The 17,412-nt window shown below is 68.9% G+C and carries 16 protein-coding genes; 10 read left to right on the plus strand and 6 right to left on the minus strand.

Annotation, left to right across the window (positions count from 1 at the left end; translation table 11 throughout):
- The first annotated feature begins 23 nt into the window (after nt 1-23).
- From VER16_RS00820 to VER16_RS00830, 3 genes are read left to right on the plus strand one after another with little or no spacing between them, the layout of a single operon-like run.
- Complete coding sequence (locus tag VER16_RS00820) at nt 24-1,271, plus strand: TolC family protein (RefSeq protein ID WP_324804972.1); 1,248 nt, start codon at nt 24-26, stop codon at nt 1,269-1,271.
- A complete protein-coding gene (locus VER16_RS00825) occupies nt 1,268-2,461 on the plus strand; it encodes an efflux RND transporter periplasmic adaptor subunit (RefSeq protein WP_324804973.1) in 1,194 nt (397 codons plus the stop codon). The genes VER16_RS00820 and VER16_RS00825 overlap by 4 nt, the downstream gene beginning before the upstream one ends.
- A complete protein-coding gene (locus VER16_RS00830; protein ID WP_324804974.1) occupies nt 2,458-5,532 on the plus strand; it encodes a CusA/CzcA family heavy metal efflux RND transporter in 3,075 nt (1,024 codons plus the stop codon). Before VER16_RS00825 ends, VER16_RS00830 begins: the two co-directional genes overlap by 4 nt.
- Before the next feature lie 220 nt (nt 5,533-5,752).
- Here the strand turns inward: VER16_RS00830 and VER16_RS00835 are convergent, their stop codons facing one another.
- Nucleotides 5,753-7,171, minus strand: a complete 1,419-nt coding sequence (locus tag VER16_RS00835; RefSeq protein WP_324804975.1) for an aldehyde dehydrogenase family protein — start codon at nt 7,169-7,171, stop codon at nt 5,753-5,755.
- Between the two features lie 118 nt (nt 7,172-7,289).
- On the opposite strand from VER16_RS00835, the gene VER16_RS00840 reads away from it, so the two are divergent.
- On the plus strand, nt 7,290-8,204 hold the full coding sequence (locus tag VER16_RS00840) for a LysR family transcriptional regulator (protein WP_324804976.1): 915 nt from the start codon (nt 7,290-7,292) through the stop codon (nt 8,202-8,204).
- A 912-nt stretch (nt 8,205-9,116) separates the two neighbouring features.
- On the opposite strand, the gene VER16_RS00845 is transcribed toward VER16_RS00840, so the two are convergent.
- Nucleotides 9,117-9,596, minus strand: a complete 480-nt coding sequence (locus VER16_RS00845) for a MerC domain-containing protein (protein ID WP_324804977.1) — start codon at nt 9,594-9,596, stop codon at nt 9,117-9,119.
- Nucleotides 9,597-9,628: 32 nt separating this feature from the next.
- Between VER16_RS00845 and VER16_RS00850 the strand changes: the two genes are divergently transcribed.
- The 6 genes from VER16_RS00850 to VER16_RS00875 are packed head-to-tail and all read left to right on the plus strand — an operon-like array spanning nt 9,629 to nt 14,070.
- Nucleotides 9,629-10,171, plus strand: coding sequence for a ZrgA family zinc uptake protein (locus VER16_RS00850; RefSeq protein ID WP_324804978.1), 543 nt, complete (start codon nt 9,629-9,631; stop codon nt 10,169-10,171).
- On the plus strand, nt 10,164-10,859 hold the full coding sequence (locus tag VER16_RS00855) for an ABC transporter ATP-binding protein (RefSeq protein WP_324804979.1): 696 nt from the start codon (nt 10,164-10,166) through the stop codon (nt 10,857-10,859). The genes VER16_RS00850 and VER16_RS00855 overlap by 8 nt, the downstream gene beginning before the upstream one ends.
- The gene (locus tag VER16_RS00860) at nt 10,852-12,105 is read left to right on the plus strand and encodes an ABC transporter permease (RefSeq protein ID WP_324804980.1); all 1,254 of its coding nucleotides are present in this window, start codon (nt 10,852-10,854) and stop codon (nt 12,103-12,105) included. The genes VER16_RS00855 and VER16_RS00860 overlap by 8 nt, the downstream gene beginning before the upstream one ends.
- A gap of 3 nt (nt 12,106-12,108) precedes the next feature.
- Nucleotides 12,109-12,660, plus strand: a complete 552-nt coding sequence (locus VER16_RS00865) for a DUF3299 domain-containing protein (protein ID WP_324804981.1) — start codon at nt 12,109-12,111, stop codon at nt 12,658-12,660.
- Nucleotides 12,650-13,321 carry a DUF3299 domain-containing protein gene (locus tag VER16_RS00870; RefSeq protein ID WP_324804982.1) on the plus strand — a complete coding sequence of 224 codons (672 nt, stop codon included), beginning with the start codon at nt 12,650-12,652 and terminating at the stop codon, nt 13,319-13,321. The genes VER16_RS00865 and VER16_RS00870 overlap by 11 nt, the downstream gene beginning before the upstream one ends.
- The gene (locus VER16_RS00875; RefSeq protein WP_324804983.1) at nt 13,321-14,070 is read left to right on the plus strand and encodes a hypothetical protein; all 750 of its coding nucleotides are present in this window, start codon (nt 13,321-13,323) and stop codon (nt 14,068-14,070) included. The genes VER16_RS00870 and VER16_RS00875 overlap by 1 nt, the downstream gene beginning before the upstream one ends.
- A gap of 40 nt (nt 14,071-14,110) precedes the next feature.
- Here the strand turns inward: VER16_RS00875 and bla are convergent, their stop codons facing one another.
- The 4 genes from bla to VER16_RS00895 form a co-directional block, all read right to left on the minus strand.
- Entirely contained in the window at nt 14,111-14,962 is an 852-nt protein-coding gene (gene bla / locus VER16_RS00880) for a subclass B3 metallo-beta-lactamase (RefSeq protein ID WP_414715997.1), read from the minus strand.
- A 159-nt stretch (nt 14,963-15,121) separates the two neighbouring features.
- Nucleotides 15,122-15,637 carry a DUF1697 domain-containing protein gene (locus tag VER16_RS00885; protein WP_324804985.1) on the minus strand — a complete coding sequence of 172 codons (516 nt, stop codon included), beginning with the start codon at nt 15,635-15,637 and terminating at the stop codon, nt 15,122-15,124.
- Complete coding sequence (locus VER16_RS00890; RefSeq protein WP_324804986.1) at nt 15,634-16,275, minus strand: response regulator transcription factor; 642 nt, start codon at nt 16,273-16,275, stop codon at nt 15,634-15,636. The genes VER16_RS00885 and VER16_RS00890 overlap by 4 nt, the downstream gene beginning before the upstream one ends.
- Nucleotides 16,268-17,326 carry a sensor histidine kinase gene (locus tag VER16_RS00895; protein WP_324804987.1) on the minus strand — a complete coding sequence of 353 codons (1,059 nt, stop codon included), beginning with the start codon at nt 17,324-17,326 and terminating at the stop codon, nt 16,268-16,270. The genes VER16_RS00890 and VER16_RS00895 overlap by 8 nt, the downstream gene beginning before the upstream one ends.
- Between the last annotated feature and the right edge of the window lie 86 nt (nt 17,327-17,412).

Genomic DNA, 17,412 nt, shown 5'->3' on the forward strand with positions numbered 1-17,412 from the left:
TGCGTCACCTTACCGTGGCGCGCATGAATTTCCTCCCTCGTTCGGCGGCCCTGCTGGCCGCACTGGCGTGTGCACCTGCGGCGTGGGCGATCAGCCTGCAGGACGCGCAACGTGCCATGGATGCACACAACCCGGACCTGCGCGCGGCGGCGCTGGAACTGCGCGGTGCGCAGGGTGATGCGCTGACCGCTGCGTTGCGGCCTGCACCGGAACTCTCGCTGGGCACCAGCAAGATCAGCCCGAAGCACGGCGTCGGCAGCGGCCGATGGCAGGACAAGCGCGTGGACAGCACCGTCGGCCTGGGCTTCACCTGGGAACGCGGCGGCAAACGAAACCTGCGCATGCGCCAAGCCGATGCGCTGGTGGAGGCGGCCGGGCTGGAACAGCTGGACATGCGTCGCCGGCAGCAGGTGGCGCTGCACGAAGCCTATTTCGGGCTGAAGGCCGCGCAGGATGTCCGCGACATCGCCGAGGCCAACCGCCGCAGTTCGGCCGAGCAGATGGCCGCTGCGGAGCGGCAGGTCGCCAGCGGCGCGATGGCACCCGTGGATCGTGCCCGCCTTGCCGTGGATGATCTCGCGGTGGCCGATGCGGCCCGCGAGGCGTCGCTCGACCTGCGCGATGCGCAGCACATCCTGGCCCTGCTGCTGGGCAGGGAGGAAAGCGCCTCTCTCAGTGCGGACGACGCGTGGCCCGACGCCAGCAGGGAAGCGGCTCGCAGCGCCGCCGATCCGCAGCAGCGCGTGGACCTGCGCGCGGCACGCTCGCGCCTGGCCGCGGCCGATGCGGGCGTGGCACTGGCCCGCAGCGAACGCCGTCGCGACATCCAGTGGGGCGTGGAGGCCGAGCGCGAGCCGACCGACATCAACGGCGTGACCTGGGGCGTGTCGGTGACGATTCCGCTGGGGGCGCCGTCGCGCGCACAGGGCGGTATCCAGCGTGCCGAGGCCGACCGCGATGCCGTCGCGCTGGAACTGCATGCGCTGCAGCGCCAGACCTGGGCCGAGTTGGACCAGCTGCAGGCCGGCGCCGAAGCCGCCGCGCAGCGCCGCCGGGATTACGAGGGGCTGCAGGCCGACAGTGCACGCAAGGCTGTGCAGGGCATCGAACTGGCCTATCGCCGCGGCGCCGCCAGCCTGACCGACCTGTTGGACGCGCGCCGCAGCTGGCGCGAGTTCGAAGCCGCGCTGATCCAGGCGCGTGCCGACCATGCAATTGCACTGGCGCGCTGGAGCGCCGCCACGTCCGTTGCCGAAGGAGAGACCCTGTGATCCTGCATGCTGCCACTCAACCGCGTGCGCGCCGCGCATTGCTGCCTGCGCTGCTCGCGCTGGCCCTGCTGTCCGGCTGCGGGCGTGAACCGGCCACCTATGCCGATGGCGCGCCGGTGGTCAGTGCCGGGCAGATCCAGTTCCCGGCCGACAGCCGCCAGCTGGACGTGCTGCGCAGCGAAGCCGTGAGCGAGGGCGCCAGTGCCTCGCTGCAGCTGCCGGGCCGTGTGGTCTGGGACGAAACCCGCTCCAGTGCGCTGCGCGCGCCGTTGCCGGGCCAGGTCTCGCGCATCGAGGCTCAGCCGGGGCAGAAGGTCAAGGCTGGCCATGTCATTGCCTGGATCACCTCGCCGGAGTTCGGCCAGGCGCAGGCCGAAGGCGTGCGCGGGCGCGCCGAGCTGCAGCAGGCCCGCCGCGAGCTGGAGCGCACCCGCGAGCTGCATGCCGCGGGCGTGGCCTCGGGCCGCGAACTGGACGAGGCCGAAGCGCATTTCGCTGGCAGCCAGGCCGACCATGCACGCGCCGCCGCGTTCGCCACCGCCTATGGCAATGGCAACCGCGTGGACCAGCGCCTGCCGCTGCGCGCGCCCATCGACGGCGTTCTGGTGGAGCGGCGGATGAGCCCGGGCATGAACGTGGGCCCCGATAGCGAACAGCCGCTGGCGGTGATCGGTGATCCCGACCGTCTGTGGCTGTTGCTGGACATTCCCGAGAGCCTGGCCGGGCGCCTGCGGCCGGGCATGGCGGTGCGCGTGCCGGCTGCCGATGGCAGCACGCTGCAGGCGACCCTGCAGCATGTGGATGACTTCGTCGACAGCGAGCGCCGCGTGGTGCAGGCGCGTGCCGAGCTGGACAACCACGGCCGCAGCTTCAAGGCCGGCCAGTACGTACGCGCTCAGGTGGCGCTGCCGGCGCAGGGCGGCGTGTCGCTGCCGGATGCTGCGGTGCTGCTGATCGAGGGCAAGCAGGTCGTGTTCGTGGACGAAGGCAAGGGCCACTACGCGCGTCGCGCCGTGCAGGCCGAGGAGCTGGGTGACGGACGCCTGTGGGTGCGCGAAGGGCTGGCGGCCGGCAGCCGCGTGGTGGTCGAGGGCGGCCTGCTGCTGCAGCAGCTGGTGGACAGCGCACCGGCCCCGGCAACGGCGGCCTCCGCAACCGCGGCTCCCGCGATGGGGCATGCCGCACCATGATCGATCGCCTGATTGCCTACTGCCTGCGTCAGCCGCTGATGGTGATGCTGGCGCTGCTGCTGTTCATCGGTGCCGGCATCGCTGCGTTCCGCGTACTGCCGGTGGAAGCCTTCCCCGATGTGTCCGACACCCAGGTGACCGTGGTCTCGCTGCACCCGGGCCGCGCCGCGGAGGAGGTCGAGCGCGAAGTCACCATGCCGCTGGAGGTGGCACTGTCGGGCATCCCGCACTCGGTGCGGGTGTTCTCGCACACCCAGTTTGGCCTGTCGATGATCATCCTGACCTTCGACGACAAGGCCGATGACTATTTCGCGCGCCAGCAGGTGATGGAGCGCCTGCAGGGCGTGGACCTGCCCGAGGGCGTGACGCCCGAGCTGGAGGCGATGAGTTCGGCGGTGGGCGAGATCTACCGCTACGTGCTGAAGGCCCCGCACATGAGCCCCACCGAGCTGCGCACCGTGCAGGAGTGGGTGATGGAACGTGGCCTGCGCACCGTGCCTGGCGTGGCCGACGTGATCAGTTTCGGCGGCTATGCGCGTACGTTCCAGGTCAAGCCTGACCTGGACAAGCTGCGTGATCGCGGCATCAGCCTCGGCGAGTTCTCAGAAGCGCTGGAGAAGGGCAGCTCCAATGCCGGCGGCGGCTATGTGGAGCGTGGCCAGCAGCAGTTCCTGATCCGCGGCGTCGGCCTGATGCGCTCGCCGGCCGATATCGGCAGCGTGGTGGTCGCGCAGAAGGGCGGAACGCCGGTGCTGGTGCGCGACCTGGCCAGCATCGCCGATACCGGCCTGCCGCGGCAGGGCCTGGTCGGCCAGGACGACAACGACGATGCAGTGTTCGGCATGGTGTTGATGCGCAAGGGCGAGAATCCGTCCGATGTGCTCGACGGCCTGCATGCGCGTGTGGCCGAGATCGAAGCCAACCAGCTGCCGGCAGGCGTCAGCATCGAGCCGTTCTACGACCGCTCCTGGCTGGTCTCGACCACGCTGAAGACGGTGTTCCGCAACCTGCTGGAAGGCGCGGTGCTGGTGTTCCTGGTGCTATGGCTGTTCCTCTACAACGCCCGCGCCGCGCTGATCGTGGCGGCGATGATGCCGCTGGCCCTGCTGTCCACCTTCCTCGGCCTGCACCTGTGGGGCGTGCCGGCCAACCTGCTGTCGCTGGGGGCGATGGATTTCGGCATCATCATCGACGGTGCGGTGATCGTCACCGAGCACATCGTTTCGCGCCTGTCCGCGCTGCCGCGTACGGCGGACCGGAAGACACGGTTCTCCACCGTGCTGTCGGCGGCCTCGGAAGTCGGGCGGCCGACGTTCTTCTCGATGCTGATCATCATCGCCGCGCATATCCCGATCTTCACCCTGCAGCGGCAGGAAGGCCGGATGTTCGCGCCGATGGCCTATTCGGTGACCTCGGCCCTGATCGGCGCGCTGATCCTGGCGCTGACCGTGGTGCCGCTGTTCTGCTACTGGTGGCTGCGGCGCGACCGCATGCGCGGCGAGAACCCGCTGATGGACCGACTGACCGGCTGGTACCAGCCGGTGCTGGAGCATGCGCTGGCCCGCCCGCGGGCGGTGGTGCTGACCGCCGTCGCGTTGCTGGTCGGCACCCTGGCGCTGGGCACGCGCTTGGGCTCGGAGTTCCTGCCGGAACTGGATGAGGGCTCGATCTGGCTGACCGCCACGCTCGACCCCAGCACCAGCCTGGCCGAGGCGCAGCAGCAGTCACGGCGCATCCGCGAACTGGTGAACACCTATCCGCAGGTCTCCACGGTGGTGGCCAAGCTGGGCCGTCCTGAAGATGGTTCCGATGCCAAGGGCGCGAACCAGATCGAGGCGCTGGTGGCGTTGAAGCCGGAGAAGGAATGGCCGAAGGGCGTGGACAAGCGGCAGCTGATCGCCGACCTGCAACGCACCCTGGAGCAGCGCATTCCGGGGCCGGAGTTCTCGATCTCACAGCCGGTGCGCGACAACATCCTGGAGAGCATCTCGCAGATCAAGGGCCAGGTCGTGATCAAGGTCAGCGGTGCCGAACTGGATGTACTGAACCGGGAAGCCCAGGCCATCCTCGGCCAGGTCCGCGGCGTGGACGGCGTGGAGAGCGCCTTCATCGACCGCGATGGCTCGCTGCCGCAGCTGCAGGTGCAGATCGATCGTGATCGTGCGGCGCGCTATGGCCTGAACGTGCGTGACATCGACGAGGTGATCGAGACCGCGCTGGGCGGCCGTGAAGTGGGTGAGCTGTGGGAGGGCGACCGCAAGTTCCCGATCACCCTGCGCCTGGACGATGCCGACCGTGACCTGCAGCGCCTGCGCGTGGTGCCGGTGGGCATCGGCGATGGGCATGCCGTGACCCTGTCCGACGTGGCTGATTTCCAGATGGCCAGCGGTGCGATCAACATCTCGCGCGAGAACGCGCAGCGGGTGAAGGCGGTGAGCATCTTCATCGCCGGCCGTGACATGGGCAGCGTGGTGGCCGACATGCGCTCGCGAGTGGATGCCAGCGTGAAGCTGCCCGAGGGCTACCGCCTGGAATGGTCGGGTGAGTTCGAGAACCAGCAGCGCGCGATGAAGCGGCTGGGCTGGGTGATCCCGCTGTCGGTACTGATCATCTTCGTGCTGCTGTTTGATGCCTTCAAGGACATCAGCAGTGCGGCGCTGATCCTGGCCAACGTGCCGCTGGCGATGATCGGCGGCATCCTCGCCCTGTGGTTGACCGGCATTCCGTTGTCGGTGTCGGCGGCGATCGGCTTCATCGCGTTGTTCGGGCAGGCGGTATTGAATGGCGTGGTGATGCTCAGCCGTTTCGCGCAGCTGCGCGAGCAGGGCATGGACCTGCTGCAGTCGGTGGTGCAGGGTTCGCTTCAGCGCCTCCGCACGGTGCTGATGACCGCGTTGCTGGCGATGTTCGGGTTGCTGCCGATGGCGACGTCGCACGCGATTGGCGCCGAGACGCAGAAGCCGCTGGCGGTGGTGGTGATCGGCGGCCTGCTGTCGGCGATGCTGCTGACCCTGCTGGTGCTGCCGACGCTGTATTACTGGGTGCACAGCCGCCGCGCCGCCAACCGGTAGGTGCCAACCTTGGTTGGCACGCCGCCATGATCCGGTAGATGCCAACCTTGGTTGGCACGTTGGGAACGTCCACCAAGGTGGACGGCTACCAGAACCTGCCGCGCCGCGAACCGGTAGGTGCCAAGGTTGGTTGGCACGCCGCCATGACCCGTAGATGCCAACCTTGGTTGGCACGGTGGGAACGTCCACCAAGGTGGACGGCTACCAGTGCGCGCGGTCCTTACCCCACCACCAACGTCTGCGCTTCCAGGAACGCTTCCATGCCCCACGCGCCGCTCTCGCGGCCAATCCCCGACTGCTTCATGCCGCCGAACGGGGCCATCGGCTCGTGCCGCAGCGTGTTCACCAGCACCCGGCCAGACTGGATCTGCCGCGCCACCGCCGCCGCATGTGCTTCATCCGCACCGATCACCAGCGCACTCAAACCGTAGGGCGTGTCGTTGGCGATCGCCACCGCCTCGGCTTCATCGCGGTAACCGATCACGCACAGCACCGGCCCGAAGATCTCCTCACGGGCGATCATCATGTCGTTGCGCACGCCGGTGAACAGCGTGGGGCGCACGTACCAGCCACGCGACAGACCCTCGGGGCGACCTTCGCCGCCGGCCAGCAGCTGTGCGCCTTCCTCGAGGCCGGTACGGATGTAGCCCTGTACGCGTAGCCACTGCCGCTCGCTGACCATCGGCCCGACCGTGGTCGCAGCATCCTTCGGGTCGCCGCTGCGCACGGCCTGCACCGCCGCCGACAAGGCACTCTCGAACTCCGCCCTGCGTGATTCCGGCACCAGGATGCGGGTGCCGGCGATGCACGCCTGGCCACTGTTGATGAAGCCGGCCTGCACGGCCAGCGCCGCTGCCGTCTGCGCATCGGCATCTTCGAGAATCAGCGTAGGCGATTTGCCGCCGAGTTCCAGGGTGACACGCTTGAAGGTCTCCGCCCCCGCACGCAGGATCGCGCGACCGCTGGCGGTCGAGCCGGTGAAGGAAATCTTGGCGACATCCGGCGATGCACTGAGCGCCGCGCCAACCTCCTGGCCAAGGCCGTTGACGATGTTGGCCACGCCCGCCGGCAACTGCGCCGCGTGCAGTGCCTCCATCACCACCTGGGTCTGCAGCGCCGACATCTCGCTGGGCTTGACCACCGCCGTGCAGCCGGCGGCCAGGGCGGTGGCCAGCTTGCCGCAGATGAAGGAGGCATTGCTGTTCCAGGGCGTGACCAGACCGGCCACGCCCACCGGCAGCAGATGCACCTGGGCCTGGCCAACGCTGCGCTCGAACGGGAAGTCGGCCAGCACGCGCATCGCATCGTCGATGACCTGGACCGGGTGTTCGACCATCCAGCGCGAACGCGCTGCGGGCGCACCATACTCGGCCAGCACCGCAGCGTGCAGGGCATCCTGGCGCTCGGCCATCGCATCCCGGAAGCGGCCGAGCATGGCCAGGCGCTCGGCCACGCTGCGGGCGGCCTGTGCGGGGAGGGCGGCCTTGGCGGCGGCGATCGCGCGTTCGGCGTCCACGCCGTCACCCAGACGGACCGTGCCGATGACATCCTCAGTGGCGGGGTTGTGCAGGTTAGCCATGTACTGGCCGTGCGAGGCCACGAAGGCGCCGTTGATGTAGTGCTGTTCGATGCGTTGCATGAGCGGTTCCTTGCGAGGCGGGAAGGTGTGGGCAGAGTCTGGCCCGGCTCGACCGTGCAGGGAATCCGGTCTATCGTGGATGGGGTGTCCCTGTTTTCGGGACTATTGGAGGCATGCCGTGCATCGTTCCGGGCTGGTTGAACTCGATGCGGTCCTCGCCGTGGCCCGGCGCGGCAGCTTCCGTGCGGCCGCACGCGAGCTGGGCATGTCGACCTCGGCGCTGAGCCATGCGGTGGCCAGCCTGGAGGCACGGCTGCAGGCGCGGCTGTTCCACCGCACCACGCGCAGCGTGGCCCTGACAGAGGCCGGCGCACGCTACGTCGCGCGGATCGGCCCCGCCGTGGCCGAAATCCAGGCTGCGGCGGAGGAGCTGCATGGCGATGCGCTGCACCCCAGTGGCACGCTGCGCATCAGCGTGCCGCCGGAAAGCACGCGCATGCTGTCCGGGCTGGTGGCGGCCTTCGTGCAGCGCTACCCGCAGGTGCGGCTGGAGCTGTCTGCCGAGGCGCGTCTGGTGGACATCGTTGCCGATGGTTTCGATGCGGGCGTGCGCCTGCATGAGCAGCTGCCGCAGGACATGGTGGCGCTGCCGCTGTACCGGCAGCAGCGGATGCGCGTGGTCGGATCGCCGGCCTACCTGGCCGAGCACGGCACGCCGGCCACGCCCGATGCGCTGGGCGAGCACGGGGCGATCCGCATGCGGCTCTCGCACGGGGGTTTGTACCGCTGGGAACTGGAACACCGCGGCCAGGTGCTGCAGGTCGATCCGCCGCCGCGGCTGGTGGTGGGCGAACTGCAGGCAGCGCGCGCGGCGGCCCTGGCGGGTGTCGGCCTGGCGTTCCTGTCCGAATGGCATATCCGCGAGGACCTGGACAGCGGCGCGCTGGTACCGGTACTGGATGCCTGGTGCCCGCCGTTCCCGGGGCTGTACCTGTATTTCCCCGGCCACCGCCATCTGCCGCCCGCACTGAAGGCCTTCGCCGACCTGCTGCGCGAACGCGACGCGCAGGGTCTGGCCCCTGACGCCGGGTAGATGCCAATCCTGGTTGGCGCTTTGCCCGGATCTGGTAGATGCCAACCTTGGTTGGCGCGCCGCGATGATCTGGTAGGTGCCAACCTTGGTTGGCACATTGGGACCGTCCACCAGGTTGAACGACAACCAGAGCCTGCCGTGCCGCGGATTGCTAGGTGCCAACCTTGGTTGGCACGGTGGGACCGTCCACCAAGGTGGACGACTACCAGGGCCTGCCGTGCCGCGGATTGGTAGGTGCCAACCTTGGGTGGCACGGTGGGACCGTCCACCAAGGTGGACGACCACCAGAGCCTGCCATGCCGCGGATTGGTAGGTGCCAACCTTGGTTGGCACACTGGGACCGTCCACCAAGGTGGACGACTACCAGGGCCTGCCGTGCGGCGGATTGGTAGATGCCAACCTTGGTTGGCACGGTGGGACCCTCCACCAAGGTGGACGACCACCAGAGCCCGCCATGCCGCGGATTGGTAGGTGCCAACCTTGGTTGGCACATTGGGACCGTCCACCAAGGTGGACGACTACCAGGGCCTGCCGCGCCGCGGATTGGTAGATGCCAACCTTGGTTGGCACATTGAGAACGTCCACCAAGGTGGACGACGACCAGAGCCTGCCGTGGCGCGGATTGGTAGGTGCCAACCTTGGTTGGCACGGTGGGAACGTCCACCAAGGTGGACGACGACCAGGGCCTGCCGCGCCGCGGATTGGTAGATGCCAACCTTGGTTGGCACATTGAGAACGTCCACCAAGGTGGACGACGACCAGAGCCTGCCGTGGCGCGGATTGGTAGGTGCCAACCTTGGTTGGCACGGTGGGACCGTCCACCAAGGTGGACGACGACCAGAGCCTGCCGTGGCGCGGATTGGTAGGTGCCAACCTTGGTTGGCACATTGGGAACGTCCACCAGGGTGACGACTACCTGGGCCTGCGGCGAAGCGCCCGCCGGTTGAGGATGTGGGCGGTGGCCAGCAGCACGCCACCGCATGCGGTCGCTACGCCGTGCCAGCCCAGTGATTCCTTCAGCGGCATGTACAGCGAGGACGCCAACAGTGCGGTGGCGCCACAGGCGGCCAACCACAAGGGCCAACCGTTGTGGTGCCGGCGCCCGCCGGAGGCCGTGCTGGCCATGGCCACGGTGGAAGCCACCAGGGCGAACACCCATTCCCAGCGCGACATCACCAGCAGCGCGGTCATCGCGCCGTGGGCCGGGTGCTGGAACGAGCGCAACGCCATCATCGCCGCGGGTACGAAGGCCAGCAGCAGGGGCAGGGTGATGCAGTGCGCGGCGCAGGCCAGGGACAGCCAGGCGCCGGCGAGGTCGAGACGGGGGTGCCAGCGTGCCGAAGCTGGCGGCTGGGGCAGTGCCCTTGCAGGCGGAGTGGGGATGTGGTCCATAATGTTACATAGTAACAATAATGGAGTCCCCCATGAAGCGTTCCGTTCTGCTGCTCCTGTTGTTTGCCGCTCCCGCCGTGCATGCACACGACGTGCGCCAGCTCGGCGCCCACGTGCATGGCCAGGCCACGGTCGACCTGGCCGTGGACCAGGGCACCCTGGAACTGGCCGTGCAGGCGCCCGGCATCGGCATCCTCGATTTCGAACGGCCGCCGGCCAATGCCACCGAACAGGCGGCACTGGACGCGGCACTGGCCACGCTGAAGCGCGGCGACTGGCTGACCCTGCCCACCGCAGCGCAGTGCACGCCGCTGAAACGTGACGCGCGCGCCGAGGGCTTCGCTGCCGCTGCAGCCCCGGCTGCCGGCACGCCAGCCAGACACACCCATGCCGGGTTCACCGCCGAGTTGCGCTATCAGTGCGCCAACCCGGCTGCGCTGCGCGTGCTGGTGCTGGCATTGCCGAAGGCCTTCCCGAACCTGCACGAGGTTATCGTCAACAGCGCGACGGCGGCTGGCCAGAGCCGCACCGTGCTCAACGCCGACAACCTGCGCGTGGTGCTGGCCCATGAATGACGCCGCGCTGATCGCGCTGGAACGGGTGCGTTTCAGCTATGGCGGGCGCACCGTGCTGGACATTCCCGAGCTGCGCATCGCCGCCGGTAGCAGCGTGCTGATGCGCGGTGCCAGTGGTTCGGGCAAGAGCACGCTGCTGGGCCTGCTGGCCGGCGTGCTGCGCCCCGGGCAGGGCGAGGTGGTGGTGGCCGGCACGGCCTTGCACGCCCTGAAACCGGCTGCGCGCGACCGCTTCCGCGCCGATCATCTGGGTGTGATCTTCCAGCAGTTCAACCTGCTGCCGTTTCTCAGTGTGCGCGACAACATCGCGCTGGGCGTGCGCTTCGCGCCCGCGCGCAGCGCACGACTGGGCCGGCCGCTGGAGGATGAGATCCGCAGGCTGCTGCAGGCCCTGCAGCTGGCCCCGGACCTGTTGCAGCGCCGTGCCGGCACGCTGAGCGTGGGCCAACAGCAGCGTGTGGCGGCCGCGCGCGCATTGATCGGCCGCCCGGCGGTGCTGCTGGCCGACGAGCCGACCTCGGCACTGGACCGCGAAGCGGCAACCGCCTTCCTGCAGCTGATGGCCGCGCAATGTGCGGCGGCCGGCACCACCGCAGTGGTGGTCAGCCATGACGACAGCCTGCAACCGCTGTTCGACCGCGTCGTGCAGCTGCAGGAGATCAACCACGCCGGAGCCGCCCATGTTTGAACTTGCCTGGGCCAGCCTGCGCAGCCGTGCGTTGAGCGTGTCCCTTACCGTCCTTGTCATCACCCTCAGCGTGACCCTGCTGCTGGGCGTGGAGCGCGTGCGCGTGCAGGCCCATGAAGGCTTTGCCAGCACCGTTTCGGGCACCGACCTGATCGTCGGCGCGCGCTCGGGGCCGGTGAACCTGCTGCTGTACTCGGTGTTCCATATCGGCGACCCGACCAACAACGTGTCCTGGCAGTCCTACCAGGAACTGTCGACGCTGCCGCAGGTGAAGTGGGCGGTGCCGCTGTCGCTGGGTGATTCCTGGCGCGGCTACCGGGTGATCGGCACCACCGGCGGCTATTTCGAACACTACCGCTACGGTGCTGGGCATGCGCTGGCCTTCGCCGAGGGCAAGCCCTTCGATGACCTGTACGACGCGGTGGTCGGCGCCGATGTCGCCCGCGCGCAGGGCGTGCAGGTAGGCGACGCGATGGTGCTCGCCCACGGTACCGGCGCAGTGACCCTGGCCAGGCATGCCGACAAGCCGTTCCGCATCCGCGGTGTGCTGCAGCGGACCGGCACGCCGGTGGATTCGTCGGTGCTGGTGTCGTTGCCGGCGATCGAGGCCATTCATGTGGACTGGCGTTCGGGCGTGCAGCTGCGCGGGCGCAAGGTCAGTGCCGAGCAAGCGCGGCACCTGGACCTGACCCCGACCAGCATCACGGCTTTCATGCTCGGTCTGAATTCGCGCATCGCCACGTTTTCGGTGCAGCGCGCGATCAATGACTACCCCGACGAGGCACTGCTGGCGATCCTGCCCGGAGTGACCCTGCAGCAGCTGTGGCAGTCGCTGGGTACGGCCGAACGGGCGCTGCAGCTGATCAGTGCGATGGTGGTGCTGCTGGGCCTGGTCTCGCTGGTGGCGCTGCTGGTGTCGACCCTGCAGGAGCGCCGCCGCGAGATGGCGGTGCTGCGCGCCACCGGTGCGCGGCCACGCTACATCGCCAGCCTGCTGGTGCTGGAAGCGGCGGCGACCAGCGGCATGGCCTGCGTGCTGGCCCTGGCCGTGCTGGTGGCCGCCAGCCTGGCCGGTCGCGGCTGGGCGCTGGCCAACTTCGGTCTGTCGATCACCCATGTCTGGCCGGATCTGCGCGAGCTGGCCTGGGTGGGCGGGGTGCTGGCGCTGAGTGCCGTGGCCGGTCTGGTGCCGGCCTTGCTGGCCTATCGGCGCACCTTGGCCGACGGCCTGTCGGCGGGAGCCTGAGCGATGCGCGCGTGGCTTTTCCTTGCCGTGATTCTGCTGCTGGCCGGCTGCGAACGTCCGCTGGATACCGGCGTGCAGGCCCTGCCGCCGACGCCTGTGCAGGACGGGGCGACAACGCAAGCTGCTGCTGAGCAGGAACTGGACTGGCTGCAGATGATGCCCGCCGACGAACTGGCCGCGCTGGAGCGTGGCGATGGGCCGGAAGTGAAGCACAACGGCAACCGGCGCATGGCCCAGTTCGGCACGTTCCGCACGGTGGACACGGTGCTGGATCGCGCCGTGCGTCTGCCCGGTTACGTGGTGCCGCTGGCCAATGCCAGCGATGGCCGGCTGACCGAGTTCCTGTTCGTGCCGTACTACGGCGCCTGCATCCACGTGCCGCCACCGCCGCCGAATCAGATCGTGCACGTGCGGTTGTCGCGGCCGATCGACATGCCGGACATGTATTCGCCGTTCTTCCTCGCCGGCACCCTGCGTGCCGAACGCGTGGATGACGACCTGGCCGGTTCGGCCTACACCATGGCAGACCCCGCGTTGAGGCCCTATGAACCGTAACGCCAGTGTGCTGCTGGTGATGCTGCTGGCCGCTTGCAGGCGGCCTGGTGGCGATGTACCCGAACCGTCCACTGCGCCTGCGCCCGCCGCAGCCGCAGCGGCGGGCGATGCGCCGGCGCAGGCAGCGCATGAAGCGCCTGCCGCCAGCGACGGCGCGATCACGGCCTGGAACGCCTTGATGCCCGAGGACGATGCGTTCCTGCGTCCGCCGCCGCAGATCGGCATCGACCGCAGTGGCGGCATGGGCGCGATGTCCGGCGTCGGTGGGCTGATCGATGACAGTGGCTCGGGCACGCCGCCGGGCGCGGCCATCGATCACTCCAGCCCCGACCGCGCCCAGCAGTTCGGCTCCGCGGCCGTGGTCGATGATGTGGACGGTCGCGAGGTCGACCTGGATGGCTATGTGGTGCCGTTGGGTATGGATGATGCCGGGGCGGTGAACGAGCTGCTGTTCGTGCCGTTCTATGGCGCGTGCATCCACGTGCCACCGCCGCCACCGAACCAGATCATCCACGTGACCCTGGCCAGGCCGATTGCACTGGGCAATCTGTGGGATGCCTATCGGTTGTCGGGCCAGCTGCGGATCAAGCGCTTCGAGGCCGACATCGCCAGTGCGTCCTACGATGCGGACGCCGCCACGTTGACGGCGATCGGCAGCTGATGCGGCCGGCGCACTGGCTGGGGATCGGAGCGGTGGCACTGTTGGGCGGCGTCGCGCTGCTGGTCTGGCAGCGCTGGGCCCCGCAGGGGCGCCCGCCATCCGTGGCGTTCCCCGCACCGGCGCCAGCATTGCAGGCCGACATCGAGCGGCACCTGCGCGAAGACCGCGCGTTCCGTGATGACGTGGTGTTCCTGCTGGCGGCCACCGTGCGTGACCGCTGCGTCCCCGCCGAAGCGGGTGTGCTGGCACGCATGGCCAACCGCGCCGCGCTGCCGATCCTGGCTGCGGTCAGTGCAGTGACCGCGCAGGACCGTCGGCTTGACCGGCCGATCTACCAGTTCATCCAGCACCGGGCCGACAGCACGCAATGCGGTGAGTCCCTGCGGGTGCCCGACTCTGGATCGGTGCTACTGCAGGTGGACATCGAACAGTACGCGCGCAGCTTCCCCGACAGCTACTACGACCCCACGCACAGCAGCGTGCCGCGCGACTTCGGCGGCCGTCGGCTGGTTGAGCGTGCAGGCAATGCCTGCAACAGCGTGGTCTATTCGGTGCTGCCGCTGGGCCCGGTGGACTGGCGCTGCAGCATGCTGCGGGCCAATGCGCGCAGCCGCGTGCGAGATGCCTGCGAGAGCGAGCTGCAACGCCAGCACGGCAGCACCGGCGGCGAGCTGGACATGGCCGTGGGGCAGGGCATGCAGGGGGCGGTCGCGGCGGCGATTGCCGCCTTGCCGGACGGCTGCCGGTAGCCGGCTTTTGTAGAGTCGAGCCAGTCGAGCAGGCTCGACGCTACCGGGCCAGGGCTGTGTCGAGTTTCTGCTCTGCCGCATCCGCGTATTCACCGCAGGTCTTTGCCTTGGCGCCGGCCGCTGCACCGGCCGCGTAGTCCCAGCCACTGCCGTCCGGGTGCGGGGTCAGCAGCACATCGCAGGGCAGGGTGCGTACGGTGGCGAAACTGCGGCGGTAGTCCTCAACCAGGTGCGGGTAGCGCGGGTTGTCCTTCAGGGTGTAGCCCGGTGCGCTGAGGCTGTCGGCGTAGGCAATCTGCACCGGCTTGCCGTTGCGGGTGTCGGTCCAGGTCCAGGCCGTGCTGCCGGGGGTGTGGCCCGGCACGAAATGCGCGGTGAAGCGCATGCCGCCTACGTCCACCGTCTCGCCATCCATGATGATGCGATCGACCTGCGCGGGTGGATAGGTGATGTCGTCGCCGAAGTGCAGGTCATCACTGCCACCCCGGGCAAGCAGCACCGCCGATTCGGCATTGGCCAGCACGCGTGCGCCGGTACGCCGCTTCAGTTCGGCCACCGACCCGGCATGGTCGGCGTGGGCGTGGCTGAGCAGGATCACCCGAAGGTCGGCCGGGGCAACACCACGAAGCTGCAGGTTGTGCAGCAGATGGTCGGCCATCTGCGGCATGCCGCCGTCCAGCAGCACCGCCCCCTGCGGGGTCTGCACCAGCAGCGAGGTGAGATTGGCGGTGCCGATCTGCCAGGTGTGGTCGGCAATCTGCAGCGGGGCAATCGGCTGCAGCCAGGAGGGATCGACGGTGTAGGCCTGCAGCTGCGGCAGCACCGGTTCGGCGGCATGGGCGGCCAGCGGCAGGCAGGTGGCAAGGACGAGGGCAAAAGGCAGCAGGCGCATGCGCAAGTGTCACGAGTGAAGGTGCAACGACGCTATCACGGCCCCTTCTTTTCCCGTCTCGCGTATTGCTCATGGGTGCAATAAGCGCGATGGTTGGCTCGGCCAGCGAACAGATGTCTCCATGGACCACGACCGCAGGTCTTCCGACGGGAACAGCGCTCAGGCCAGCTTGGCCGCCATCATCGCCAGCTTGCTGACGGTGTTGAGGTTGCGTGCGGTGCCATGGGCAGCGCAGGGAATGCGCAGCCTGGAATCAGCCATGCCGTCACCGTAGTGCACGTGCAGTGCGCGCGGCCCAAGCGCCAGCTGTTCGCCGTTCAGTCCTGCCACGCCCTGCAGGGGGTCACGGGGCAGCGGGCCATCGACAAACAGCGCCACCACGCGGTTGCCGGCCGCATCCGGGAACGGATTGCGTGCAGCTACCTCGGCGATCTCCGCAGCACTGCGCACCAGCACGCCTACCGGTCTGCCGGCGTAGGCCTGCAGTCGCGCCGCCAGCGCATCGCGTACCGTCGCTTCGTCCAAGCGGCTGCGGAACACCACGTTGCCGCTGGCAATGTAGGTGCGCACCTCGTTGAAGCCGGCGTCCTCGCACATCCCCACCAGCGCGGCCATGGGCAGCTTGCCGGTACCGCCCACGTTCACCGCGCGCAGCAGGGCCACGTAGGCACTCATGGCGAAGCCGCCTGCAACCGGTCGTACATGCGCACCAGATCGACCAGGCTGCGCGCTTCCATCTTGCGCATCACCTGCGCGCGGCGCACCTTCACCGTGATCTCGCTGACGCCCAGGTCGGCGGCGATCTGCTTGTTGAGGCGCCCACGCACGACGCCGTCGACTACCTCTCGTTCACCGGCACTGAGCGTCTGCCAGCGCGCCTGCAGTTCGCCCAACGCCTCGCCCTCGCGGCGGCGCCCGCGGTCCAGCGCGATGCCCCTGTGGATGGCGTCGAGCAGTTCCTGGTCGCGGAAGGGTTTGGTCAGGAACTCGATGGCGCCGTCCTTGATTGCGTTGACGCCCATCGCGATATCGCCGTGGCCGGTGATGAACACCACGGGGAGCTGCAGGCCAAGGCTGGCCATGCTGCGGTGGAAATCCAGGCCGCTCTGGCCGGGCATGCGCACGTCCAGCACCAGGCAGGCCGGGGCATAGTCGCGCGGGTGGTCGAGGAAGGCCTGGGTGGAGGCGAAGGCGCGCACCAGCAGGCCCATCGAGGACAGCAGATCCTCCAGCGCCGCGCGCACGGACGCATCGTCGTCGACGACGTAGACAATGGGTGCCGGTTCGGCCGACGGTGTCACTGGCTTACGCATGGTCATCCTTGCCGGCGGCCGGCAGTTCGAAGGTGAAACAGGCTCCGCCACCGGCCGCGCGCGTGGCGCCGATGCGGCCGCCATTGGCCTCGATCATCGAACGGCTCAGGCTGAGGCCCAGGCCGAGCCCGTGGTCCTTGGTCGTCCAGAATGCATCGAAGACGCGGTCAGGCTGTTCATGGGGCAGACCCTGGCCACGGTCGCGGACACTCAGGCTGACCTGGCCGCGCCCATCGCGTGCGGTCAACAGCGACAGCCTGCGCTCGCCGGCCGGCACCTGGGCCATGGCGTCCACGGCGTTCAGCAGCAGGTTGCCGATGACCTGCTGTACCTGCACCGGATCGGCGAAGACCGGTGGCAGGTCGGCATCCAGCAGCAGCGCGACATCCACCTGGTGCTGGTCCAGTTCGCTGCGCGACAGGGCGAGCATGTCCTGCACGGCCTGGTTCAGATCGAAGACGCGGCGCTCCGGTGCGGCGCCCTGGGTCAGTCCACGGATGCGGGCAATCACGTCACTGGCGCGGTGCGCATCGGACAGGATCCGGGCGATGGCCTGCAACGCCCTGTCGACATTCGGGGGCGATTGCGCCAACCAGCGCTGGCCGGCCTCGGCGCTGCTGGCGATGGCGGCCAATGGCTGGTTCACCTCATGGGCGATGGAAGTGGTCAGCTCACCTACGGTCGAGGCCCGTGCGACGCGCAGCAGGCGGGCCTGGGCTTCCTGCACCGCGGCCTTGGCGGCCTCCATCTTCAGCACCAGCCAGGTGGTGATGCCGATGACCAGCATGCCGATGGCCGAGTTGACCAGGCCGATGCGATAGGTGCCGAACCGGGTGAGGAAAAAGCTCAGCCCGGTGAGTGCGATGCACGCCGCGGCCAGCAGCAGCAGCCCGCGCGGCGGCAGCAGCCGCGAGGCGGCGAGGATGACGGCCGCGTAGAAGCACGCTGCGGCCACGGCGTAATCGGTCAGCGTGTCGAGCAGGAAGATCGCCGTCACCACCACGATCAGGGCGAGCAGCGCCAGCGGGCGGCGGGGCGACAGCGAGGGCATCGGGAACAGCTCCCTGGCGGGTGGTGGGGGGATGATAAGCGGCGGTGCCGGGAGATGCCCACCGTGGTGGAGCGGTTCTGCTAGAT

It is taken from the genome of Stenotrophomonas sp. (genome assembly GCF_035634915.1).
Taxonomy (GTDB): Bacteria; Pseudomonadota; Gammaproteobacteria; order Xanthomonadales; family Xanthomonadaceae; genus Stenotrophomonas.